Source organism: Mesorhizobium sp. CA8, assembly GCF_020164955.1.
Lineage (GTDB): Bacteria > Pseudomonadota > Alphaproteobacteria > Rhizobiales > Rhizobiaceae > Mesorhizobium.
In genome coordinates this window covers 39805-65092 of sequence record NZ_JAIUHG010000032.1, presented here as the reverse complement: position 1 = coordinate 65092, position 25288 = coordinate 39805, and the positions used below count along the sequence as shown (strand labels likewise).

The following is a 25288-nucleotide window of genomic DNA, read 5'->3' as shown; positions in this document are numbered from 1 at the left end:
AACGCCTCCAAAGAGAACGCGACGCAGTCGCGCCCATCGATGCCCTTGCACGGGGCCTGGCGCTCAATCGTGGACGGCCGCTCTCGGTGGACAGCAGATATCATTGTCGAAGAACGACAGCGGAACTGCCGTGCATTCTCCCTTCCACTAGGGCGCAGGGCCCATACGCCAATTGGCGGCGTTTACCTTGCGTGACGCAGGCGTAATCTTCGGCGGCAGCCTGGGATCGAGCCTCAGCTTTCAATGGACACATCGGCCGAATGCCATCGACCGCCTGCACGGGAACGGCGTGTTCGCAGGATTTCCCGCACGCCTGCAGGAGAAATTGAATGAACCGTATGTTCCCCGCTCAGTGGCCCACGGCGACGGATCAGGAGCGTCCCGCGGGCCAGGAGTTTATTGGCCTCTCCGACATAACCGAATTTGTACGACGCTATGTTGGGACTATCGTCGTCTGCCTCGCCGCGGCACTGCTGGTGGCTTGGTTCTACAATTCGACCACCGCCCCGACTTTCACCGCCAAGGCGCAGATTCTGATCGAGCCGAAATTGCCGCAGCACCTGCAGGAAGGCGGCGAAGTGAATCTGTCACTGGATACCGCCCAGGTGGAAAGCCAGATCGCGGTCATGCAGTCAGAAAAGATCGCTGCGATGGTCCTCGACCAGTTGAACCTTGTCGACGACCCCGAGTTCAACCGTCCGCAGACTCCGAGTTTGCGGGAGAGATTCAGGACGTTTGGAGACGTGCTGCTTGACACGTTCGGGCTCCGGAAAAGCGCCTGGATCACCTCGCTTTGGGAGCTTTCCGGGCTCAGCGCACCTGAAACGCCCGCGCCGTTGACCGACTACCTGAAGTGGCGGCGCAGCATGTTGATCGTTCGCAACAGCCTCGACATCCGCAGGGTCGGCGTCTCCTACGCGATAGACATATCCTTCACCGCTCTCGATCCCGAGGGCGCAGCCAGGATCGCGAACGCCACCGCGGACGCCTTCGTGCGCGAGCAGATCGAAACCAAGACTGACGCCGCAAAGGAAGGCGGCGCATGGCTCGAGCAACGCCTAGGGCAACTGCGCACCGAGATGAACGAGGCGATGGCGAAAGCGCAGGAGTTTCGGTCACGGCACGACTACAGCGTCGGCCATCAAGCCAAGGGCGGGGGCGACGCCGTGCCGACGCTGGAAGAGCTTGAGGTGACTGCTGAAACGTACCAGAAGATGTACGAAAGCTTCCTCCAGGCTTACACCAATTCGGTAAGCCAGCAATCGTACCCGGTTGCCGACGCAAGGGTGATCACAGCTGCGACGGCGCCGCTCTATCCGAGCGCGCCCCGGCCGAAGCTGCTGTTGGCCCTCGCGGCGGTTACCGGACTCATGGTCGGCGTCGGAGTTTCATTTGCAAGGCATACGTTTGACTGGACCATCAAGTCGCCACGCCACATCCGGGACAACCTGGGCGTCGACTGCGTCGGAGAACTGCCGCCCACCAGCTGGAGAATGGATTCCGGCCGCCTCGACGAAGTGGTAAGACACCCGCATTCCCGATTCAGCCACGGCCTCAGGAAGGCACGAACGGAAATCGCCCTCGCGGAAACCAGTCACCCGATCAAGTTCCTCGGGCTGACCGCCGTTTCCGACGACAGCCCGAAGAGTTCAGTCGCCAGCAACCTTGCCTCGCTTTACGCGATGTCCGGCCTGAAGACGTTGGTGATTGACGCCGACATCCGGTCGACTATGACCTCGCGGCTGCTCGGCCCACTGCGGGCCTACGGCAAACCGTGCCAGGACCCTATCCGGCTCAACATCGTCCCCGCTCCGGGGCGGCCGTTCGACCTGCTCCCAAGTTCGGCCGTGGATGAAAAGCATCTGCTGGTACCAGGCAAGATGAAGGCACTCCTCGCAGAGCTTGCCGCCGGCGACCTTGCCGCCAACCAACTTGCCGCATACGACATCGTAATCGTCAACCTGCCGACCCTCGCCTCGGGCGCCGACGAACTGATTGTGGGATCCGTCCTGGATGGCGTTCTCATCATCGCGCAGTGGGGCAAGACGCATGTCGAAACTCTGCGAGAGCTTGTCAGGACACTGCAGGCCGGCAGGACGCCGGTGCTTGGCGTACTCCTGACGATGTCCAAGCGCCGCAAAGCGTGAACCTCGTATCGGAATGTCCTCCTTTGAAAGTCGCAAAATCGCGTAGGGGGATCATTCCTTGGGATTAGGGGGATAGCCCCGGAGCGTCGCGATACCCCCTTTGCCTTTCTTGCCCGCAAGCCTCAGCCTTGGAAGAGTATCGAAATAATTTCAAACCCGGCCATCGCCCTATGACAACAGACGCCTTCGAGAAGCAGCCGCATCAGGGAGCGACGATCTGGATTCATCCATTTCTCCCTGAGCCGGCCGATAGCCGAGCGACAGTTCTGCATGTCGTTGCTTCGCCGGACCCCGATAACGCGGGGGCGGTTTTGGCGGATCTGTCGACCCCCCTGAGGGCAGGAACGACGGACGCTCCCTTGGGAGGCGCCTTGAAGCGGATCATGGATCTGCTAATAGCGATCGCAGCGCTTGTGATGGCCGCACCGATTATGGTGGTCGTTGCCCTGCTGATCAGGATAACGGCAGGAGGTCCGGCTGTGTTCTCGCACAGCAGAGTGGGCTTCGGCGGACGGCCGTTCAATTGCTACAAATTCCGCACGATGGTCGCGAACTCAGAAGAAGTTCTCAAGGCATATCTCGAAGCCAATCCCCAGGTCACCGCGGAGTGGGAGGCGATCCACAAGATCAGGGACGATCCCCGTGTCACATCCCTCGGGTGGATCCTGCGCAAGTCAAGCCTCGACGAACTCCCCCAACTCTTCAACATCATCCGCGGCGACATGAGCTGCGTGGGCCCACGACCTATCGTGAAGGACGAACTCAAGCGCTACGGCGATCAGGTGGGGGAATACCTTCGGACGAGGCCGGGGCTTACCGGTCTCTGGCAGGTGAGCGGGAGAAGCAGCACGGACTATCCCAGCCGCGTGGCACTGGATATTCAATATGTACGGAACTGGTCGGTCTGGCTCGATCTCGTGATTCTGATCAGGACCGTCTTTGCGGTGATGCGTGTCGACAGAGCCTCCTAGAACGGGGATTTCTGCGACGCAAAGAGCTTTCGCCAGGTGATCCCCCATAGAATGTCGCATGGGCGCGGCGGGGCAAATGAAGCCTTGTTGCAATCCCCTTCAGATGTGAACTGCTCAAAGGCCGAGGCTGCTCACACGTGGGTGCGTTTCCAATGCACAGAAATCGACAGACCAACGATGTAGGCGCAGGCCAGTGCGAACGCCAGGACGAGAAATTTGGCGATCGTGATGTAACCCGGTAGCCCAAGGCCATTCCAGGCAAAGCTGCCGATCATGAGCAGAGCTGTCGCCGCGATCAGGGCAGGAGCCTTCAACCGCAGTCCCATCAGAACGCCTGCCGCCGATACGACGACTACACCCATGATCACCGACATCTCCAGCGGCATCCGCAGGGCTGATTGGCGCACCGCGGCAGAAGGTTCCGTCAGGGGCTCGATGAGCCCAGCGAGTGCTCACTGATACGCGGCCTCGAAGTGCTAGGCAAGTGGCAAAGGGCGTTGCATGGGTCCGCACAAGCACGGGATTTGGTCTTGCTGCCCGTCCTTCCACAGCCTCCAGCTGGAGCGGCTTCAGCCTTCAGAGCCCCCGTCGCTGAAATACGAGCTTGATCAGTTGGTACCCTGATCCGGAAGCTTCTCGGTCTGAATGCCGCTGTCTGCGGGCAGGGCAGCCAAACCGGGCTGCGGCGGGGGAATTTCAACCTTCACGGTGTCGCCTGGCTTGATCGGTGTCGTTTCCTCAGCGGCCACTTCTTCCGAACCGCTGCCCGTCGTCCTGACAATCTTGAAGATCGGCTTGGCCCTTTCAGCGCGTTCCTTGAGGGCGAGCAGGGCTGGAGCCGTGACCGCGGTTTCGTGCAGCAACTGCGATGCGGTGTCCGCTTTGGTGGTAACTTCATTGAGCTGCGATTGCGTTTCCCGCAAAGCCTCGGCGATACCGCTGGCGTGCTGGTTGTTGAGATTGAGAATCTCGATATCGGTCTTGCTCATCTCCTGCCTGACCCGTAACAGCGAGGTCTCGGCAGCCAGTCTGTCGCCCTGCATCTGGGCAACCGTCCCTTCCAGGTTAAGTTCCCTCGGTGCAACGGCCAGCCCCTTCTGGACAAGGGTCGAAACGCCCTCCAGTTCCTTCTGGATGAGTTGAATCTGCTTGTCGCGGAAGGTTAGCTGCTGCTGGAGCGACTCCAGTTCCTTTTCCAGGAAGTCCCTGAGTTCCCTTAGCGAACGCAGTTGCGTCATCATCGCTTCCTTGCGGACGGCAAAGATCCTGCTCTCCTGCTCGATCGCCACCGCGACCGTTGGGTTCGAAGCCCTGTCCTTCAGTTCCGCCGGGAAGGCGATCTCATCGCTGCCGGCCCGCTCGGCTTCCAGCCGCGCTTTGCGCGCAAGCAGAGTGACGCTGCTCAGCGCCAACAGACCCACATCGCCCTGGCCAGCGATGATCTCACGCTCGAGCCTCGGAATGTCATCCTCGCGTATCCGCAAACCGCCGGCGATTCCCAGTGCCTGTAGCACCGTCAGTCCGGGTCTGTAGGGAAACTCGCCGGGCTGCGCCACGTAGCCGACGATGTAGAACGGTCTGTACTGGGCGATCTCGACCGCGACATCCGGTTGCCGGCCGAGGCCCATCTGCCGCATCAGGTGGTCGCCGATTGCGCGGGCGAGGTCGCCCGGTGAGGTGCCCTGTGCGCGTATCTGGCCGACAAATGGCAGGAACAGCGTGCCATCGGCGCCGACGACGAAATCATCGTTAAGAGCGGTCCATTCGAAGATCACGTCGCGCGATGCGCGCCACTCGTATACCTTGAGCCTGACCTTGTCCTGAGGTCCGAGGAGATACTCGGCAGCCACCGCCGGCAAGGCGAAGGCGATCGCCGCCGCCAACGAAGCCGCCACCGTCGCAAGCCATTTCCGCATTGTGTTTCCGCCTCAGATTTTCAAGATGTATTCGGGTTCGATCCGCCCCATGGCGACATGCAGGATCGCTAGCATGTTGCCCCTGAGCCTGCCTCTCCGGTCGACATACGGCTCCGGAAGCAGGCTCTTTGCCAGGTTGGCCGCAATGTTCCTGAACATCAGGGGGAGCGCGAAAGAGGCCGGAACGGAACCTTTCTTGATCAGGTAAATAGCGTTCACGACCTGGGAGTAGCCAAACCGCTCTCCGCTCACCCGCCCCGCCTTAAGACCGAGATGGACCCCGGTGATCGAGGTCACGCAGACCACACGACCCTTGGATCTCATTTGGCTGGTAAAGTCGATGTCTTCCTGCCAGCCATAGAGGACGAGGCGCTCGTCGAAGCGCAGATCTCCCACAAGCGAGGAACGGAGCGACATGTTGCATCCGTACGCACCGATATGGTCGACCACCGGCGGTCCATGGTGTTTTTTCAGCTCGGCCTCCCGCAAGGCGGCCTCGGCGGCTTGCCAAGTGAGGCCGGCATTCGTGGCGCCGTCTCGGACCACCATGCCCATCACTACCGCCCATCCGTCATTTTCCGCGAAAGCTCTCTCGATCTGTTCCAGATATTCGGCGGATGGGACAAAATCGTCGTCGAAGAACGTGATGATGTCGGAGCGCCCAAGGGCCCGTGCGAGCGCGCTGTTGCGCTGCGCAGCCAGTCCCTTCGGACCGAAAACGAGTGAAACGGGGAAGGGACAGCTTTCCGGCAGTTCGACATGCGTTGCGTCGGGTGCCGACAGGATGATCTCGTCGGGAAGTCTCGTCTGGCCGCTCAAATAGCGGAGCAGTCGAGCGACTTGTTCGCTGCGGCCAAGCGTCGGGATGATCACGGTGAGTTTCACGGCCGGTCCAGTATTTGGTTCAGGCCGACCCTAAATCGGCAAGGGCGCCGAAACAGCCTGCATAAAAGGAGACGGAGAAAGCATGGCTTACCTCCTGGCATCGGCTTTCGGAGTAGCCCCGGTGAACGACCCAGCCATAAGTATTAGGCGAACATGCGCCCGGAGCAGCCTGTAGCCGATCGGACAACTTGCCCGGGCCGACGCAAGGAATCGAGACTGCTAGCCTGCCGATGCAAAGGGGGAACCATGCTCCACGAACGCGCTTCCGATCTGGCCCTCGCGGCCAGGGTCGATATGCCCATCGAGGAGGTGCCGGCCGCGCCGGGGCTTCGCGTCGACAGGTATGCCAGAATAGCTGTCATTCATGACTGGTGCCCGAATTTCCGGGGAGGTGAACGGGTACTGGCGCAGATATGCAAGCAGTTCCCCAATGCTGAAGTTTTCACGCTTTTCGATTTTTTGCCGTCCGAGGTGAAGGAGCAATATTTTCAGGACGTGGAATTCCATACGTCAGCGGCCAACCGGATTCCGATGGTGCAGAAATTCTATCGCTCGCTTTTCTTCTTTTGTCCCTTCCTGATCGAACAGTTCGACGTGACGGGCTATGACGCGGTGATCTCGTCTTCGGCCGCCTTTTCGCGCGGCGTGATCACCAGGCCGGACCAGCCGCATCTCTGTTATGTGCACAGCCCAGTTCGTTACGCCTGGGACGAGCAGTTTTCCTATCTTCAACAAGGGCGGCTTGGCTTCGGCCCCAAGGGGATGCTCTATCGGTACATGCTCCATCGCCTGAGGACTTGGGATACGAGAACCGCGCATGGTCCCGACCTTATGCTGGCCAACTCGAATTATGTCCGTTCCCGGATCCAGCACATCTACGGACGCGAGGCGCGCGTCGTCTTCCCTCCCGTCTCGCTGAGAGAGCTCCCTTGTGTGGAGGACAAGGACGACTACTATGTTTCGGCGTCATTCCTCGCCCCCTACAAGCGCACCGACCTCGTCATCCAAGCTTTCAATGAGATGCCGTCGCGGCGCCTGGTCGTCGTCGGGGAAGGCCAGCAATCGGCCAGCCTGCGGGCGCTTGCCGGCCCCAACGTCACCTTTGCGGGGTACCTGCCCCGGCAGGACTATGTGGACACCCTGGCGCGGGCAAAGGCGATGGTCTTCGCCGGCTGCGAGGACTTTGGCATAGCCTTGGCCGAGGCACAGGCCTGCGGAACGCCGCTGATCGCTTTCGGCCGCGGCGGGGCGGTCGACATCGTGCAGCGCCTTGGGTCCTCTCCCGAACCCACGGGCGTGCTGTTCAAGGCCCAGACCGTCGATCACCTCAAGGAGGCGGTCGAACGCTTCGAAGAGAACAGCCATGCCGTGACGCCCCGCGCCTGCGCCAGGAACGCAGGACGGTTTTCGGAAGAGAACTTCGATCGCGCCATCCTGGAATCGCTCGGGGCCGTCCAGGCGCTTCACGAGATCATGTGAGTTCGGGTACCCTGACCACCCTTCGTTAGCGTATCGGCGCCGTCTGCGGCGGCCATCGCCTTGAGATAGCGCAAGGCCGTCGCTCGCCAACGATATGCCGAGGCTCTCGCTCGTCCCCTGCGTATCATCTGCTTGCGCTTGTCCTCGCAATCGCGCAGCTGCATGAAACGGTCGAACCATCCTTCCGGGTCATCGGGCGGCACAAACAGCGCTGCGTTTGCGCAGACCTCGGGCAGGCTGGCTCGGTCGGACACCACCACGGGGCAGCCGACGGCCATCGCCTCGAGGGCGGGAAGGCCAAAGCCCTCGGTGAGCGAGGGGAACGCCAAGCATAGCGAATCCGCAAGGAGAGCCGCCAGTTCGCCGTCCGAGATGCGGCCGAGCCAGTGGATGTTTTGCGCATTGGCCTTGGGCGATCCCGACCTGAAGACGCGCGAATCCGACATGCCGACAACCGCAATCCTGAGCCCGACCGCGGCAAGGCGCTCGGCCATGTTCAGGATGAGCCTCACATTCTTGTGGGGTGCGGCGCTGCCGATCATGACGATGGTTTGCGGCGAGGCGGCCAGCCGTGTTCCCGCGGAATGTTGAGGCGTCCATTGCAAGACATGCTCATGGCCGTTCGGGGCTAAGAAGGCCCGGTGCACGGGGACGACGCCGCGGCGGACCAACTCCCCCAGCGAATAGTTGGAAACGGTCGAAATGCCCCATGCGGTCCGGCCGAGGCATGGCAGCAAAATACGGTAGAAGCTCCGGAACGCAAGGGAGTAGCTCTGCGGAGCATTCCATACGTTCGCATCATGGATGCAGACGATATGCTTGCGGGAAAGCAGAGGTCCTGTGTTGCAGAGGCTGAGCAGTCCGCCGCCGCCGAGAGACGAGGGGAGTTGCGTCTGCTCCCAGATATGGCCGCTCGTGCGGCCGATCTCGAAGCGTTCAATGAAAGCCAGGGGAATATCCTCCGACCCGGGCGGGCAGTGCAGTCGAACGTCGAGACCGCGCGCGAGAGGCCCCTGTTCCGCGAGCAAAGCGTCGAGTGAACGGACGACCTCGCGCGCATAGCGCTGGACGCCTGTTGTCGGCTGGGAAAGAAAACGCCCATTGATTGTCCAGCGCCGCGCCATGTCGTCCCCCCTTGAACCTTCAATGTGGGGCTGCGAAGGCCTCAGGTCACCATGGCCATCGGGTCATCCGGTAACCCGGAAATCATCCGGATAGGCGAGGATGCGTAGTCCGCCTACCTCAAACATTCGAGGCCCTTCGTGCCTCCCGCGATGCTAGTCTGGTCCGGGCGCCGAAAAGGCCCGGGGGAGGTGGAGATGGGTAAAATCGAGTTCGACACAACGCAATCTCTACCAGCACGATCAGCCGAGCTATTGGATGGACACCGCCCCAGGACACCGCTCGCGACCTCGCTTGCCGGGGACGCCGGATCCTTGATCGGACATACGGCCTGGACATGGTCGGACCGGCAACCGCCGACACGGCGCTGGACGATAAACGGGGATTTCACGACGCTTCGGCCGACCGGCGTAGCCCGCTACGCCAGCGAAGTGACCATGGCCCTCGATGCTCTCCTTTCGGAAGGACATCCGCTTGGCCGCGACATGGAGATCGATCTCGTGGTTCCGCGTCCGCTTCCCGAAACCTTCCGCCTCGACGCCATCTCCGTCCGGATCGTGCCCGAATTCAGCAGGCCACGTCTCCCGCAATTCTGGGTGCAGGCGCAGTTGCCCTGGCATATACCGGGAGGATTGCTGAGCTTCTGCAACCTCGCTCCCATCGCACTGAGGCGCCAGATCGCGTGCATCCACGATATGCACACAAGGCTCATGCCATCGAGCTATGGGCGGGGTTTCCGGTGGGCCCACCGCCTTATCCTGCCGACGCTCGGCAGGCGGGCCGCCCGCATTACCACGGTCTCGCAGCTCTCGCGCAGCCATCTGGTGGAGTTCGGCATCGCGCCGGACGAGAAGATCGTCGTCACTTACAACGGCAGCGACCATGCGAAGAGATGGGATGCAACGAGATCGTCCCTGACAGTCGACCGAGATAGACCGTATGTCCTCTGCCTCGGAAGACGGGACCAGGAGTACAAAAACATGGCGCTTCTCGCCAGGCTGGCCCCGCTCCTCGACGAGATGGGTCTCGATCTCTGGATGCCAGGCGATGTCGACGAGAAGACGATCCTGCGATACCTCCCGGACATGCCCGCCAACATAGTCCTCCTTGGGCGGATCGGGGACGATGACTTCAAGAAGGCGCTCGAAGGCGCCCTGTGCTTTCTGTTTCCGTCACGCATCGAGGGGTTTGGACTGCCCGCCGTCGAGGCGATGGCCTCGGGCTGCCCAGTCGTGGCCTCGACCTCGCCCTGTTTGCCCGAGATCTGCGGGGATTCGGCTCTCTATGCCGATCCCGATGACGTCCAATCATGGGCCGAAACCGTCCGCCTGCTGATGCTCACCCGGGATTTGCGGGAGCGGCTGGTCGCCAAGGGATATACCAGGGCCAGCAGTTATTCCTGGCGATGGATCGCATGGAAATACCTCGAGCTCATGGTTCACGTCGACGCCGACTTCGGGGAATTCGGCGGTTAACCGGGTTGGCACGGATCAACCTTGCCGGGATGTTCAAAGCGGCGAGACCGGGCGGCTCGTTATGCATGCGCGGGAGTGGAATTATAGCTGGAGCGGCATCGCACTCTATCAGATGGTGGCGTGGAGAAGGCAAGATGAACGAACGGATCGGTCCGCGCGGATTACGTGGTCCGGGCGGAATTGCCTGCGCCGGCACCCTTCTCTTCGACAACTCGCTGTCGATCCTGAACAGGACCGGAGCCTATCACATCGCCAAGGACCTGACCCGGGAATTCGTCCCGGCCAGGGCGGGAATCCGGTATTGGCGGCTGGGTTCCTTCGCTCCCGAGGGCCTGGTCCGCAAGATTGTCGCCCGGTTGATGATGCTGGAAATCAACTGGTTCCGGGACAGAGAAATCTTCCTCATCCGTGATAAGGTCGACGAACGCGGCATCCGGCTGTTCCTGGACCCGCTCTACGTCCTGAGGTCACGCCTGACGGAAAACGACATTGTCCTTTGCCACGATGTCGGCCCGCTGACGCATGGCGATCTCTACGACGAACGGACCTGCACCAATTACCGGCTTGCCTACGAGAAAATTCGGCGCGTCGGGCCCGGCATCGTTTTCGTCAGCAATTTTTCCGCAAACAACTTCGGGATCCTTTTCGGGTCCGGTTTCCGATTCCTGAAGACAATCCCGCTCTATCTGCGCACTGAACTGTTCGACGGCCCGGCAGAAGCACCCCCCGGCGTGCGCGGTCCGTTCTTTCTCACCGTCGGCGCGTTCGAAACCCGCAAGAACCAGATCGCCGCCCTGAAGGCGTATCGAGACGGCGGATTCCATGGCCAGGGTGTCGGATATGTGCTGTGCGGAGCGCGCGGCGACGGCTACGCGAAGATTGCGGAACTTGCGGGAACCGTTCCGGGTGTGAGGCTCATGGGATACGTTCCCGACGCACAGTTGCGCTGGCTCTACGGCAATGCCGAGGCATTCGTACTGCCAAGTCTTCTCGAAGGTTTCGGCATGCCGGCACTGGAGGCAGCCTATATGGGACTGTTGCCGATAGTATCCACCGGCAGCGCCCTCGCCGAGGCCGTCGGGGGCGTGTGCTCCCAGGTGCAGCCGGATAGCCCCGCCGCGATCGCGCAGGCGATGGGGACAGCGCTTTCGCGAAGCGCCGCGGAGAAGGTGCAAACGAACCGCTTGCTGCGCGACATCGCGTCAGCTGCAACCAAGGTTTGGTTCCTGCAGCAATGGAGGGAACTGCTGGCCGCGGCAGCAATTCCAAGAAAGATGTGAAACGGGTTTCCGTCCGGAATTTCGGCAAAACCAGCGGATGAAGCGCTTCGCCTTTTCATGAAGCCCAAATTGCGTCACCCGTCTGGGAAGGTGTTCGCAACAGCACCGACAATCATGCCGGAGCAACTGCATTACGGAAGATTCGACCGGCAATCACGATTTCGTCGAATAAGCGATGGCTGGTCACGAACACTCCGGCCAGCCAGCCGGCCGCTGCAAGACACCCAGCGAGTATCGCCTGTCCCAACGACAGGTCGAAGCTGAAGCCGCCGGCAACGACCATGCCCAGTGGACCGAGTACGGTAAACGCGGTAACGACGCCGCTCTTTCGGACGGCGACAGCTATCTCGTCCCACCGCAGCGAAAGCCTGCGACGCACGAAGCTCAAGGACACAAAGGCCTGGAACGGCACAATGAACATCAGGCTCAACGCCGCGCCCATAAGTCCGGCAACCAAGACCGCGCTCGTCATGACGACTGCTGAGACAGGAACGACGATCAACGACCGTACGAACATGTCCCTGATCGAGCCTATCGCCATCATCACCGGGTGGTTCAGCTCGAAGCTGAAGGTGAAAAGGGACGCCAGGGCGATGACTTGCACCAGCGGTGCGACTGCCCGCCATTGGTGGCCGAGCACGATGTCCACGACAGGATAGGATAGTGCGGCGAGGGCCAGCAGCGCAGGCCATTGAAGTCCGGTGATGATTTCGATGGCATGCAGATAGGATCGTTTAAGATCGCCGCCCTGCCTGGCCGAGGCGGAAAAAGCAGGAAGCACGACTGCCATGGCTCCGCCAAGGATCAATTTGTCGGGTATCTGGCACACCGTCAGTCCGCGGCTGAAGAGCGCCGCCGCATGTGGCGACAGGACACGGCCCAGCAACAGGAGGGGCAAGGCTTCATACGCCCTGTAAAGAAACACGATCGCGCCATTGTAACCGCCGAAAGCGGCTATCCCGCGCCATTGCTTGAATGTCGGCCTGAACATCCAGAAATCCGGCCGGAGCGCGATGGCCAGCATGCCGGTGACCGTGCTGCTCGCCAGCCAGGCCCAGGCAAAGCTCATATAGCTGAACCCCGTTAGCGCCAGCGCGATCGTCGCCACCCCTCCCGTCGCCGCCCCGGCAACGTTGATCATGGCGACCTTTCCAAACGCCATTTCACGGCGCATCAGCGTGATGACTTGGATGGAGATCAACTCAACGAACAGGCATACGGATACCAGCCGAAGATAAGGAACCAGCTTTTGTTCGTGGAGGGAGGACGCGAGTATAGGAGCGGCTGCAACCAGAAAGGCTGCAATTGCGGCCGTGAGGGCGAGCATTAAGCTGAAAGTGCCGCGGATGTCCTCCCTGCTCAGGACCGGGCGCTGGATCATGAAACTCGAGCTGGCGAATTCCCGCGCCGACAGTGCGATGCCGAGGATTGCCAGGCTGATCACCGAAATGCCGATTTCCTCGGGAGTCAGGATGCGGGAAACGGCCGCGATGGTGAGAAAATTCACGCCGATCACGATATAACGATCGCCCGTGCTCAGCAGAAGTGCGCGTTTGACGCTCATGATGGTCCCGGACGCCGGCTGCTAGTGAGCAAGCGCCGACGGTGACGTCCGGGTCCGCCCACCGTTCCCAAGGCAGAAAAACACAGGCCGGCGGTTCGAAGTAGAAACCAAAAGGGGGTAGGGCCATCCCACATTCGGTTGAGACCGAAGAGGCGCCTCAACCCGCTTCTCCGGCGGCAAACACCGCATCCGGAGAAGGTCTCGAAAGCGGTCGCTCTTTACTGGATAGCGTCGCCGCGCGGCCGAAAGGCTATGATGAACCGCATTCGAAAGACGTAGTCGGATGAGGGCGGTCTCCCAATATAGACAGATTGTTGCGACCCGCGACGAGGATAGTGTTGCAGAACTCGTTAGAACGGGGCACTGAAATGTTGAAATGTGCGTTGATCGGGGCGGCTTGTCTGCTTGCCATGGTATCGTCGGCCTCCGGCGACATCCTCTGGGGGGCCAACGGCCACCCGATTACGGCCTATCCGGGCATTTCGGTCGAGCGTCAGTTCGACTACCTCGAAGACTTGGGGATGAAGTCCTACCGCGTGAACATTTCCGACCTTCCCTCGGCAGACAGGTTGGCGGAACTCGTGGCGGAGGGCAAGAAGCACGGCATCGAGGTGCTGCCCGTGATCACCCCCGGCAATATCGATCTTGATAAAGACAACACCGACGAGCTCTACCGCAAGGCGCGGGCTCTGGCAGTCGCATTCGGATCCCGGTTCAAGGATGACATCCGCGCCTGGGAACTTGGCAACGAGATGGAGAACTATGCCATCATCAAATCATGCGAGAAGCGCGACGACGGCACGACTTACCCCTGCGAATGGGGTCCAGCGGGCGGCTCCGGAGTGCTGGATTACTTCGGCCCGCGCTGGGCCAAGGTCAGCGCCGTCCTGAAGGGATTGTCCGACGGCATGAGCGAAGTCGACCCGGGCATCCGCAAGGCCGTGGGCACGGCAGGGTGGGGTCACACTGCGGCATTCGAACGAATGAAACAGGACAGCATCAAATGGGACATTTCGATCTGGCATATGTATGGCCAGGATCCGGAGCCTGCCTTCAAGATGCTCGCCAGCTACGGGAAGCCGATCTGGGTCACCGAATTCAACAATCCTTATGGAAGTCGGCAGGGCGAAAGGCAGCAGGCCGAAGGGCTGATGCGGGCCATGCTGCGCCTCCGCCAACTGCAGGCCAAGTACAATGTGGAAGCGGCCCATATTTATGAGCTTCTGGATGAAACCTATTGGGCGCCCGACTTCGAAGCGTCTATGGGATTGGTCCGGCTTGTCGGCTCCGCGGACCGTGGCTGGAGCCCGGCAGGACCCAAGGCCGCATACATTGCAGCGAGGGACTTGATTCGCGGCCCGCAGCCGCTGCCGAGGCCGCAGCGCAGTTGCGATTTTGCGGACAGCGATAAGATCGTGACCGTTACGATGCGCCAGGCGAGTTTCGCCCATTGCTTGATACTGGGGCGCAAGGCAAGCGACGAAGATGTCGAACGGTGGTCAGTAGCCCTGGACGACGGCTCGGTCGACGTTCCCAAAATGATGATTGAACTGATGCACTCCAGGGAATTCTTGAAGAAGTATTCCATCATCGGCCTGAGCGACCGTACCTATGTCGGCTTCCTCTACCGGCTGCTCATGGACAGAGACAGCGACGGGTACGGGCTAGACGTCTATTCCAAACAGCTGAGGGACGGCTCGATGTCGAGGGATTCCATCGCTCGCGGCATGATCACCTCCAGCGAATTCACCGACAAGTATTCCGTCCACCTCGCCGCGAACGCGAAAACGGCTCATCCCGCCGGAATGGCAAACTAGCCTGCGGTGCGGCCGAATAGAGGTCTGGACTGTCATGGATCTGCGCTTCTGTGGTTACCTGCTGGCTGCGACGGCCTTGGCCGGCCACGCCTGCGAAGCGCCCATGGCCGCCCAGATCCAGCAGCCGTTCCCTCTCGTGGAACCCGGCAAACGATATCTGGAAGACGCTGTCGGCTGTGCCTTTCTGATCAATGGCGACGGCGCGTGGGCGCTGATCGCCGATTTGACGCCCCGCCAATTCCTACGGGGACCGCCCTTTCCTTCGCGAGGGCGACTTCGGCCCTCCCAACGGAGCCTATTTCAGGCAAGCGGACTGGGTATTGCGCACGGCACGCGAATCTCGGTTTCGTGGTGCGGCACGTCCCTTCCTGTCGTGGCTATGGCGACGGGGACCGGGCTGGTACCACGAGATGACCGCTCAGCGCGAGAAGCCCGGGAGCCTACGGCCAATTCGTCGGACAGCGGAAACATCATCTGGGTGGAAGGCGGGGATTACAACCCGCCGGACAGGAGCCTTGTCAGGGCGGTCGAAGAGGGAATCCAGGAAACCGACCCGGATGCCCTGCAAAACGCCCACGGCGCACCCGAAACGGCAGCTCTGGACTGGCGGGAACAGCCTTGGCTTTCGGTGAGCGATGTCTACATCTACGAATCCGTCCACGCGGAGGGCACTTGTCCAGCACGCCTCGGGCGACATGCCTTATTTCCTGATCGAGAGCGCCTACGAACACGAGTTCGGCGGGGACGCCCGTCGCGTGCGGGTGCGTGTCTACCAGGCGCTTCTTTCCGGGGCTTTCGGGCATTCCCGGATCACCCGTTTGCCACCAATATTTTCGCGTCGCCAAAACGCGATCACGCCGATTGGATACCGGAACTCTATGCGCGACCAGTACTAAGCCAATGAGTGCCAGGAACGACGCTGCTGACAGCTCCGACAACCTGGCCAGCGCCGGCGTAATCGCAGGGTCCCGCCAGCCAAGCGGCCGCAACGGGGTGCGCCGAACGCCGCGAAGAATAACGTTGTTCGGGCTCTTCGGCTCCGGCAATTTCGGCAATGAAGGTTCACTCGAAGCAATGGTCGGGTTTCTGAGGAGAGAGAGACCCGAGGTGAAACTGTCATGTGTCTGCGGTGAACCCGACGTGGTCAAACAGGCATTCGCGATCGAGACGTCGCCCATCCGCCGGAATGGCCCGGCGACGGGCCTGTCCGGAAGTATCAACCGCCTCCTCCTGAAAATCCCCGGAAAACTTGCCGATTTCGCGCAGACGATCCGCCGCATCCGCAAGTCTGACGTGATGATCTTCCCGGGCACCGGCATTCTGGACGATTTCGGTGAAAGGCCGGCAGGTATGCCGTACGACATCTTCAAATGGTGCCTTGCCGCTCGCCTCGTGGGGACGCGCATCGCCTTTGTCAGCATCGGGGCCGGCCCGATTAGGAACAGACTAAGCCGCCTTTTTATGACCTCTGCGGCCCGTCTGGCTCACTACCGGTCCTACCGAGACCTGCAATCCAGGGAATTTATGGAAAGTGTCGGGTTCGACACCCGTGGAGACGCGATCTATCCAGACCTCGCCTTCGGCCTGCCCGCGCCAATTCCGTCTCCCCGGGTACTGCCCGAGGCGCTGAGGGTGGGTGTCGGCGTCATGGCCTACCGCGGCTGGTACGGCTTTGCCGAGGGCGGCCAGTCGATCCTTTCCGGTTACATCGGAAAACTGGCGCATTTCGTCGTCCACCTCCTCGACAGCGGCCACGACGTCCGGCTTCTTATAGGTGACGAAGAAGACAGCGTCGCCGTCGACGCGCTCCGGGCAGCCGTGAACGTCCTCCGGCCCGGCTCAAGACTGGCGCACGAACAGGTTCATTCGCTGGGCGACGTCATGGGGCAGATGGCGCTTACCGACATTGTCGTCGCCACACGGTTCCACAACATCGTCTGCGCATTGATGATGAGCAGGCCGACCATCTCGCTGAGTTACGCGAGGAAGAATGATGTGCTGATGGAAGAAGTGGGCCTGGGCGAGTACTGCCACCATGTCGAGACTTTCAATGTCGAAACGCTGATCGCGCAGTTTTCACAGCTGATGGCGGCCAGGGAAAAACACGAACAGGCAATCGGCGGGCGGCTCGTCGAGTTCAGGAAGCAGGTCGACAGGCAAGGCGCCTGCCTTCTTTCCAGCGTGGTCGGTTGAAGCGCAAGGTGTCGATCGCCCCCACGGCGTCTCCAGGTGATGCGTAACCGGTATTCATCCGAAAGTCGCGGACCAGGAGTAAGGGCTACATCCATCGTCTGAAGGTCAAGGACGGCGTCGAAATGCTAGCCTGTTGCGGTCTCACTCGTGCGAGCAGCATCATCGGTGGGAACAATGCTGAAGAAGCTCAAGAGGACGTCGGCGAGCTTGGCGATCCGCATCCTCATCGGAGGTTGTGATTGATGGCTAGCGTCGACATAGTCATCCCTTGCTACAATTATGCGCACTTCCTGCCGCAATGCGTTCAAAGCGTTCTTGTCCAGGGGATCGAGGATGTCAGGATCGTCATCATCGACAACGCCTCCACTGACAACAGCGTCGAGGTGGCGCATCGGCTGGCGGCGACGGACGACAGGATCGAGGTCGTTTGCCATCAGGTGAATGTCGGTTCCCACGCCTCGTTCAACGAAGGCGTGGATTTGGCCCGTGCAGATTACTTCATGATCCTCTGTGCCGATGATTTGCTTATGCCGGGAGCCCTTCGCCTTGGGATGACTCTCCTCGACCGTTTCCAGGAGGTATCGTTCGTGCTGGGCAAGCACATGGCACCATGGGTAGGGAACGACTTTCCTGCCCTGCCTGCGCACGCCGACGGCTGGACCCTGACGGATGGGGATCGTTTGATCGAGACATGCTGCCGGAAGATGAAATTCAACCTGACTGCCCACGCAATGCTTGTGCGGACATCCGTACAGAAAGCGGTCGGCCACTATCGGCCGTCCGTGCCGCTGCTCGACGACCTGGAGATGGCGCTGCGCCTGGCCCGCCACGGATCGGTTGCGGAGCTGTCTGTGCCGCTGGCCATAACGCGCGAGCACGCGACCAACATCTCTCAGGTCATGTGGCACGACGCGCTCCGCAGATTGCAGGAATACGAAACTGTCTTGAGGAGCTTCTTTGCTCACGAAGGCGGCACCATGCCCAACGCATCAACGCTTCATCGCACGGTTCGACACCATTTGGCGGCGGCCGCCTATTGGTCGGCAGTATCGCATCTGGTGCGGGGCAAGCGCGCGGCCGGCGTCGAGCTTTTAAAGTTCGGCCGGAGGCTGGCCCCGGCCTCCATGCTTTTACCGCCCATCGGTCATCTGTTCAGAATGGAAGGCTCCCTCAAACGGGCGAGACAGGTCATTTTACAAGTTCTCGCGAGCACGCGCCCTTAGCCGTATTTTCAGCGTTTTGCAAAGCAACGATTGGGATAGCAGATGTCGGATCTGACTATACCTCCGCCAATTCCCGAACAAAACCGGTGCCCGAAAACCACCGGGAAGGCAGCAGTAGTTCTGATTACTGATCAGAACTACTTTCTTCCGACTTTTGCAACAGCATTGTCCGCGGACGCCCATACCGGAGGCGGCACCCCTATCTGTCTGTTCGTCGTCAATGCGGAACAGGCATGGTTGCAGCAATTCGCCGCGGCTGTTTCCGGGACGAAGATTTCAATCAGGGCGGCGAGCTTCCCGCAATTGGCCGAACTCTCCCGATTTCATCGCGACGTCGTTCCCCCAATCGCGCTGGCGCGGTTGTGGGTCGGTTCACTGTTGGAAGAGGATATCGGACGTCTTCTGTATATCGACGGCGACGCCATGGTGGACGGCGAGCTCGACAGCCTGTTGGCAATTTCGCCGCCCGAGTACGGTCTAATGGCGGTGCCTGATTTCATGAAAATATACATTGACGAGGTAAGTTTGTCTAAGGGAAGAGACATAGACCATCTTAGAGGCTTGGGGTGTAGTCCGACTGCATATTTCAATTCCGGCGTAATATATGCGTCGAAAAACGCATGGAATTCCATCGCATCGTCGGCTGTCAGCTTTCTGCGTGAGCATCCGGAACGCTGCATCGCGTCGGATCAAAGCGCGCTTAATCACGCCGCGCGGGGAAACGTCGACTTTCTGCCTCTTCGCTACAACTATCAGAGCGAATACATGATGGCGTTGGACCCGCGCGAACTAGGAATCAAACCGACGATCTGGCACTTCGTCGGCGCACCCAAACCCTGGGACGCGTCCGACTGGCCCTGGGGTGAGTATTTCAACAAATTCTATCGCCAGGCAGAGTCGCGGCTACGAAACTGCGATGTCACGCTTCCGGTACCCCCAGAGGCGCAGATAGTCGCGGGTCTCTCCCACCGGGAGCGCAGCAGATTTCGTATGAAGTGGGTGTATCCTTGGCGGAGATATACACGCAGGCGGAAGATACTGTCTTTGCTTTCGCAGTGATTGACGAGCAGGCCGAATGGAGGGCGCTCGATAGGACGTTTCGTGCAGCGTTCGTCAAGGGAGCCGCCAACGCATCGAGGCGGCTCCCTTGCTGATCGCAAGAGCCGATGAATAGGTTTGATGGAGGTACGGCAATACGGCAAAAGAATAGTTCGCTCATCCTTGGCGCCGTCTTCTACTCCTATTGCTCCGCTTGCCGGTCAGGCATTGCTCCCCGAAAGTCAGGCATCGGCAACCGCGTCCGGACCAGGGCATTGCTGCGGGTAGCCGGCCTGGAAATTGTGACATACGCGTGGACGCGCCGGGAACCAGCCGTATGAAGGAAACGCAGCGCTGCGGCCGGCTCGGATGGGCCTGACGACAGATGGAGCTCTCGCCTGTCGGTTTCATCGTCTGTGCCGCAGTTCTGCTGACCGCGATTTACTACCGGGCGCCTCTGATCATAGGACTTATCGCATCGCTGGCTTTCGGTTCGACAGCCTTGATGACGCTCAGTTCGCTAGGCGGGTCGTCGCCGCTTGTCTATACCTTCTTCGGCGGCCTCATGGTGACGGGGGTCGCCGCCAGGAGGCGGCTCTGGCAGGACCTAGGTGATGTATTCGGCAAGATCCGGGCCATCTGGGTTCTCTCTGGCCTTATGTTTTATGCAGTGGCCGGCGCGTGGCTTTTCCCGCGTCTGTTTGCAGGACAGACCAGCGCTTTCGTGCAGTCCAAGACGCGCCACGGTGTCGTCATAGAGGCCTCACTCGAGCCGGTCTCGTCCAATATCTCGCAAACCGGATATTTCATTCTTGGCGGCCTTGTCGTCATCGCCCTCTGTATCCTGCTCCTGAACAAGAACAGGATGGACGAGATCCGTCGAGGTTTCTTCATCTGGTGCGTACTCCATGTCGCCATGGGAATGCTCGACGTGGCGGGCAAGCTCGCGGGAACCGGGGACCTTCTGCAGGTGATCCGGAGCGCTAGCTACGCGATGCTCACAGACCAGGTCCAGGCAGGCTTCTTCCGCATTGCCGGAGCCTATTCCGAAGCGTCGGCCTTCGGCGGCGTCTCCCTGGCGTGCTTGTCGTTCTGCTATGTCTACTGGCGCAAGACAGGCTCGCGGCTGGCCCGCTGGCTGTCCGGGCTACTGCTGGTCCTGCTGCTTCTTTGTACGTCGTCGACAGCATATGTCGGCTTGGCCGTGCTGAGCGTTCCCGTTGCTTTTTCCCTTGCACGTTCATTTCTGGCCGGTCGCGTCACTGCTGACGAAATCCTGATCGTCACCCTGCTGACGGCCGGGGTCTGCGCGGTAATGGCAATCATCCTCTACAACGAACGAATCCTCGATCCGGTAATTGAGCTCATCGACTCGACCGTCATCAACAAGGGCAGTACAGACTCCGGCCATGAACGGGCTTACTGGAACATCAAGAGCCTCCAGTCCTTTGCCGATACCAGTGGCCTGGGCGTCGGGTTCGGCAGCTCTCGCGCTTCCAGCTGGCCGATTGCCGTTGTCTCGCAACTCGGTTTAGTCGGCAGTCTGATGATGGCGACGCTTCTGGCCGTGGTGATCCGCGGGCTTGGAGGATTGAGGTCTCACGTTGATGGCGAAACCGAAGCGGTGGTGTCCTCCGTCCAGGCATGCGCCTTGGCTGCTATGGTTGCCGCTTCCATTTCGAGCGGGACCGCGGACCCGGGCATCGTTTTCTTCATCGCTCTTGCCGTCGTCGCCGCCACCAGGGTCCGCGCCCGCAGGAACAGGCAGGCCTTCGCGCGGCAGTCGCACGGATATCAGAACTCCCCAGAATTGATCGACGACTCAGCTGCCTCGAGACGCGCGACGACATCCGGGCAGTGGCCGCCGGCGTCCAACAGGCAGGATCCCATCGACCGCGAATTCATCAGCCTGTCGGACATCGCATCCTTCGTGAGGCTGTACACGCGCTCCATCATAAGTTGCTTGGCGATGGGCATCCTTGCCGCGGGATTTTATGTCGTCACCACTGACCGGATCTACATGGCGAGCACCCAAATTCTCATCGAGCCGAACCTCTCGAAGCTCCTCCAGCAGCAGTCGGGCGAAGTAAACCCGTCCCTGGACAGAGCGCAGATCGAAAGTCGGATCGCTCTCATGAGGTCGGAAAAGACCGCGATGATGGTTATAGACGACCTCAACCTGCGGGACGACGCGACGTTCAATCGGCCGCAAAGTCTTACCTTGGCCGAACGATTTGACCGATTCGGCGCGCTCTTGCTGCAAACGCTCGGCTTCCGAACAGGTGAAGATGCCGTCGGGTCCAAAGGCAATAGAAAACCGGCTCCGGACGGCGCTGACAGCACAACGTCCGAGGTCGCGGAATTCGAGCGCAGCCGCCGTACGATGCAGGCTTTTCAGAGCGGACTGGACATGCGTCGGGTGGATGGCTCTTACGCGATCGAAATCTCTTTCAGCTCCCGCGATCCCGAACTGTCCGCCAGGATAGCCAACGCCACCGCGAATGCCCTCGTGCTCGAGCAACTGGGGACCAAGGGAGCGGTGGCGCATGAGGATGGCGTATGGCTCGACCAGCGTCTGGGGGAGTTGCGGAGCCAAATGAACAACGCCACGCGGATCGCCCAGGAATTCCGCGCCCGGCACGACTACAGTGTCGCCAGACCGGCGAGCGTCGCGCTGACCGAAGGCAATAGAACCGATACGGGAGATGCAGGCGGCGAGACCCAGGAGCGTACGCTCCAAGAACTCGATCTCACCGCGGACATTTACCGCAAGATGTACCGCAACTTCTTGCAGGCCCATACAAGCTCGCTCAGCCAGGAGACGTTTCCGATTGCCGACCTGCGGGTCATCACACCCGCCTCGCGACCGCTGTCGGCCAGCTATCCGCGGCGCGAACTGGTGGTGGCTTTCGGCGCTCTCTTGGGCATGATGGTCGGAATGGGCCTGGCTTTCATCCGCAACATGTTCGACAAGACCATTCGTTCGCCGCGACAAGTCCGCGAGGAGCTCGGGCTGGAATGCGTTGGCGAGCTCCCGCCATTCGGCCGGAAAGGACACATCGGTCCGATGGAAGAGGTGACAAGCGCTCCATACTCGCCATTCAGCCATAGCCTCAGGCGGGTCAAGACTGCGATCGGCCTCGCCGTCAGCGACCGACCGATGAAATGGCTCGGCATTACCTCAACGGCGGATGGCGACGACAAATGCTCGGCGGCAATCAACCTCGCTTCGCTCTATTCGATGTGCAGGCAGCGCGTGTTGCTCGTCGACGCGGACGTCGCTCACCCGCAGTTGACCAAGCTGCTGCTGGCGGGATCCCCTGCCGCTCTCGAGCGGGCAGCGGGCCTTGTTGCGCCAGACATAGTAGCTGTGCCGAACCGGCAGTTCGACATGCTTCTATGCTCGTCCTCCGACGCCAATGAGCTGCTTGTCCCGGAGACGGTGCGAACCGTCCTTGAAGGATTGGAATCGTACGACATTATCATCATAGTTCTTCCGTCGTTCACTTCGGGATCCAAATTGGCGGCCAGCTCGGTTCTCGATGGCGTCATCCTGGTCGCCAGATGGGGCAGAACCTCCACGGACGTACTGAAGGAACTCGTACGGTCGATGCATGCGAGCAGGGCGCCGATAGCTGGCGTGTTGATCACGGGGGCCCCGACACGGTCCCTAAAGCATCTGGCTGCCTAAGGATTGCCCTCGGCAAGCCCGCTTTTCCTCAGCAGGCTGCCACTCTTGTTGCACGTATCGGCAATGCGGCTAGAACCCCATTCGTACGGCTTAGGGTTAAGCACCAGCACAGGTACTCCTTTTGCCGTTCTTGCGGGTAAGGCCCGCTTGCTGGGAGAGTGCCTTGACAAGCAACAGGCGTGGCCACCGTATCGGGACGACAGGACGGGATTTGCCCTTGGCTCCTCTCGGCGATCAATGGGGTCTCGATCTGACTTCTTCGCACTCGTGAGAATGAATCTCATAAGAATACGCGATAAGCTGGCAAACGGGCAAAACTGTCGATTAAAGAGAATGGAACGTTCAGCCGACCGAAGGAGGCCGAAGTCACGGCTTATCTACGCTGTGGCTATATCTGCTTTTGTAGCCGTGATGGTTGGCGCTGTATTTTACAACAACCTGCCGCAGCCGGCGGACGGGCCGAAGAGTACAAAGATCTGGCACTCATTGATCTGGAGATTACAGCTCTATACGCGCAAGGGATTAGGGGGGGTTCCGGACCTTTCCTGGCACGAGCTTCTTCAGATGACGAACCCTTCGAGTGGGTTCGTTTTGACGACAACAGTCACGGAAGGGCGCTCCCTGGATGCCGCAGTCAGCAATCCTTTTGTCAGCCCGGAGGATCGGGCCGGCGGCGCTGAGATATTTCAAAGGAACTGCGCGGCCTGCCACGACGGATCGGGGGCACATGCTCCCCTTCTCGATCGGCCACTCAGACACGGCGACAGCGATCTGGCCATTTACAAGGTCGTGCGCGACGGTATTCCCGGCACTTCCATGGCGTCCCACGCTGATCTGTTGTTCGACGACCGTTGGAGGGTTGTAGGTTACATCAGATCGCTTCAGGCCAAAACTTCGGCCACGAGCGACGACACCTTGTTTCACCTTGATGTCAATGTGAAGGGCGACGATCTGCTTGCTCCGAACTCGGGCCAATGGTTGACCTATTCGGGTTCTTTGGACGGTCGGCGCTATTCACCGCTTTCCGAAATCACCAAGGAAAATGTGTCCCGACTTCGTGCCCGCTGGATTAGCCAGTTCGACACCGACGACCGGCTTATGGAAGCAACACCGCTCGTCGTCGGCGGAACGCTCTTCACCAGCGTTCCTCCCGCCGGCATCGTTGCCTACGACACGAAATCGGGCAAGGTGATCTGGAAATACGAACGGCCCTTACCCGATAACCTGCCCATGTGCTGTGGCCGCGTAAACAGAGGACTTGCCGTTCTCGGCAACGTGCTGTTTCTGGGCACCTTGGATGGCGTCCTGGTCGCTGTGGACGCCAACCGCGGCAAGGAGATCTGGGAAACCGAGGTAGCCAAGCCCTCCGAAGGCTTCTCAATGACCGGGGCGCCTCTGGTCGCGAACAATGCCGTCGTGGTCGGCGTTGCCGGCGGCGAGTTCGGCATTCGCGGATTTCTGGCGGCCTATGATTCCGCTAGCGGCAAGCAACTGTGGAAATTCAATACCATTCCTGGTCCTGGCGAGCCGGGGCACGAGACGTGGAAGAACGACGCCTGGCGAACCGGCGGCGGCCCGACATGGGTGACGGGCAGCTACGACCCTTCCCTTGATCTCTTATACTGGGGCGTGGGCAATCCGAGTCCTGACTACAATGGCGACGTACGCCCCGGCGACAATTTGTACACTAACAGCGTGATCGCGCTGCGTGCGAGTACCGGGAAGCTCGTATGGCACTTCCAGTTCTCGCCACACGATGAGCGGGACTGGGATTCGAACCAGTCGCCTATTCTTGCCGAACTCGCGATCAACGGCGCCAACCGCAAGGTGATCTGCTGGGCGAACAGGAATGGATTTTATTATGTGCTCGACAGGGTCACGGGCGAATTCCTGACCGGCGTAAACTTTGTTGAGCAGAACTGGGCCGATGGCCTGGATCACGCGGGCCGGCCGATCTTATCCGCGGGCGCTTCGACGGAGGGACGCCTCATATGGCCAGGCGGCGGTGGAACGAACTGGCAAAATCCGGCCTTCGACCAAGGCCAAGGGCTGGTCTTCGTGCCGACCAGCGAAGGGGCATCGATCTTCACGAAAACCGATCCGGACAACGTCCAACGAGGGGAAGGGGGATTGTTTGTTGCAAGCGGGGCAGCGTGGGTCACTCCGCCCGTGCGGGCCGTGCGTGCGCTCGATGCCGCGACCGGCAAGAGGAGGTGGGAATTCCGTTCCCCCACGGCAAAGGACTCAGGTTACGGCGGTCTGCTCGCGACCGCCGGTGGACTGGTTTTCGGCGCCTCCGGAGGGGTGTTGTTCGCGCTCGACTCCGCCACCGGACAAGAGCTTTGGCACATGCCGGTAGGCGGAGAAACAAGAGCAGCTCCGATCTCGTTTGTCGTGGACGGCCAGCAGGTCATAGCGATCGCAGCCGGCCGGGCACTGTTTGCCTTCGGACTGTAGGACCGCCGCGCAGAGTCCCGCTGAGGGAAC

At 60.6% G+C, this 25288-nt stretch carries 17 protein-coding genes; 12 read left to right on the top strand and 5 right to left on the bottom strand.

All coding sequences use genetic code 11. From position 1 onward, the window contains the following. Positions 1-329 precede the first annotated feature (329 nt). Both LB553_RS26895 and LB553_RS26890 read left to right on the top strand, forming a co-directional pair. The gene (locus LB553_RS26895) at positions 330-2147 is read left to right on the top strand and encodes a GumC family protein (protein WP_224517787.1); all 1818 of its coding nucleotides are present in this window, start codon (positions 330-332) and stop codon (positions 2145-2147) included. Between the two features lie 371 nt (positions 2148-2518). After that, positions 2519-3118 (top strand): sugar transferase, encoded by a 600-nt coding sequence (locus tag LB553_RS26890; protein WP_224517785.1) that lies wholly within the window; start codon positions 2519-2521, stop codon positions 3116-3118. A 131-nt stretch (positions 3119-3249) separates the two neighbouring features. Here LB553_RS26890 and LB553_RS26885 read toward each other — a convergent pair whose 3' ends face one another. The 3 genes from LB553_RS26885 to LB553_RS26875 all read right to left on the bottom strand — a co-directional run bounded on the left by LB553_RS26885 (position 3250) and on the right by LB553_RS26875 (position 5919). After that, positions 3250-3492 (bottom strand): hypothetical protein, encoded by a 243-nt coding sequence (locus tag LB553_RS26885; protein ID WP_224517783.1) that lies wholly within the window; start codon positions 3490-3492, stop codon positions 3250-3252. A gap of 234 nt (positions 3493-3726) precedes the next feature. Then, positions 3727-5034, bottom strand: coding sequence for a polysaccharide biosynthesis/export family protein (locus LB553_RS26880; protein ID WP_224517781.1), 1308 nt, complete (start codon positions 5032-5034; stop codon positions 3727-3729). A 12-nt stretch (positions 5035-5046) separates the two neighbouring features. Continuing rightward, entirely contained in the window at positions 5047-5919 is an 873-nt protein-coding gene (locus tag LB553_RS26875; protein WP_224517779.1) for a glycosyltransferase family 2 protein, read from the bottom strand. Between the two features lie 246 nt (positions 5920-6165). Between LB553_RS26875 and LB553_RS26870 the strand changes: the two genes are divergently transcribed. Beyond that, positions 6166-7398 (top strand): glycosyltransferase, encoded by a 1233-nt coding sequence (locus LB553_RS26870; RefSeq protein WP_412033382.1) that lies wholly within the window; start codon positions 6166-6168, stop codon positions 7396-7398. On the opposite strand, the gene LB553_RS26865 is transcribed toward LB553_RS26870, so the two are convergent. Then, a complete protein-coding gene (locus LB553_RS26865; protein WP_224517777.1) occupies positions 7383-8522 on the bottom strand; it encodes a glycosyltransferase family 4 protein in 1140 nt (379 codons plus the stop codon). The two genes, LB553_RS26870 and LB553_RS26865, sit on opposite strands and share 16 nt — an antisense overlap. Positions 8523-8717: 195 nt before the next feature. On the opposite strand from LB553_RS26865, the gene LB553_RS26860 reads away from it, so the two are divergent. Together LB553_RS26860 and LB553_RS26855 are read left to right on the top strand one after the other, a co-directional pair. Next, positions 8718-9995, top strand: a complete 1278-nt coding sequence (locus tag LB553_RS26860; RefSeq protein ID WP_224517775.1) for a glycosyltransferase family 4 protein — start codon at positions 8718-8720, stop codon at positions 9993-9995. 134 nt (positions 9996-10129) lie between these two features. Continuing rightward, entirely contained in the window at positions 10130-11275 is a 1146-nt protein-coding gene (locus tag LB553_RS26855; protein ID WP_224517773.1) for a glycosyltransferase, read from the top strand. Positions 11276-11387: 112 nt separating this feature from the next. Here the strand turns inward: LB553_RS26855 and LB553_RS26850 are convergent, their stop codons facing one another. Beyond that, on the bottom strand, positions 11388-12839 hold the full coding sequence (locus LB553_RS26850; RefSeq protein ID WP_224517771.1) for an oligosaccharide flippase family protein: 1452 nt from the start codon (positions 12837-12839) through the stop codon (positions 11388-11390). 368 nt (positions 12840-13207) lie between these two features. On the opposite strand from LB553_RS26850, the gene LB553_RS26845 reads away from it, so the two are divergent. From LB553_RS26845 to LB553_RS26815, 7 genes are all read left to right on the top strand, one after another. Further along, positions 13208-14656, top strand: coding sequence for a DUF4214 domain-containing protein (locus LB553_RS26845; protein WP_224517769.1), 1449 nt, complete (start codon positions 13208-13210; stop codon positions 14654-14656). A 34-nt stretch (positions 14657-14690) separates the two neighbouring features. After that, positions 14691-15560: a DUF4038 domain-containing protein gene (locus LB553_RS30860; protein WP_411962209.1), complete on the top strand. Its 870-nt coding sequence runs from the start codon at positions 14691-14693 to the stop codon at positions 15558-15560. 116 nt (positions 15561-15676) lie between these two features. Then, complete coding sequence (locus tag LB553_RS26835) at positions 15677-16849, top strand: polysaccharide pyruvyl transferase family protein (RefSeq protein WP_224517767.1); 1173 nt, start codon at positions 15677-15679, stop codon at positions 16847-16849. A 242-nt stretch (positions 16850-17091) separates the two neighbouring features. Continuing rightward, a complete protein-coding gene (locus tag LB553_RS26830; RefSeq protein WP_224517765.1) occupies positions 17092-18072 on the top strand; it encodes a glycosyltransferase family 2 protein in 981 nt (326 codons plus the stop codon). Between the two features lie 42 nt (positions 18073-18114). After that, positions 18115-19131, top strand: a complete 1017-nt coding sequence (locus LB553_RS26825; protein WP_224517763.1) for a glycosyltransferase family 8 protein — start codon at positions 18115-18117, stop codon at positions 19129-19131. 364 nt (positions 19132-19495) lie between these two features. After that, the gene (locus LB553_RS26820; RefSeq protein ID WP_224517760.1) at positions 19496-22801 is read left to right on the top strand and encodes a GNVR domain-containing protein; all 3306 of its coding nucleotides are present in this window, start codon (positions 19496-19498) and stop codon (positions 22799-22801) included. Between the two features lie 411 nt (positions 22802-23212). Beyond that, positions 23213-25258 carry a PQQ-binding-like beta-propeller repeat protein gene (locus tag LB553_RS26815; RefSeq protein WP_224517758.1) on the top strand — a complete coding sequence of 682 codons (2046 nt, stop codon included), beginning with the start codon at positions 23213-23215 and terminating at the stop codon, positions 25256-25258. The last annotated feature ends 30 nt before the right edge of the window (positions 25259-25288 follow it).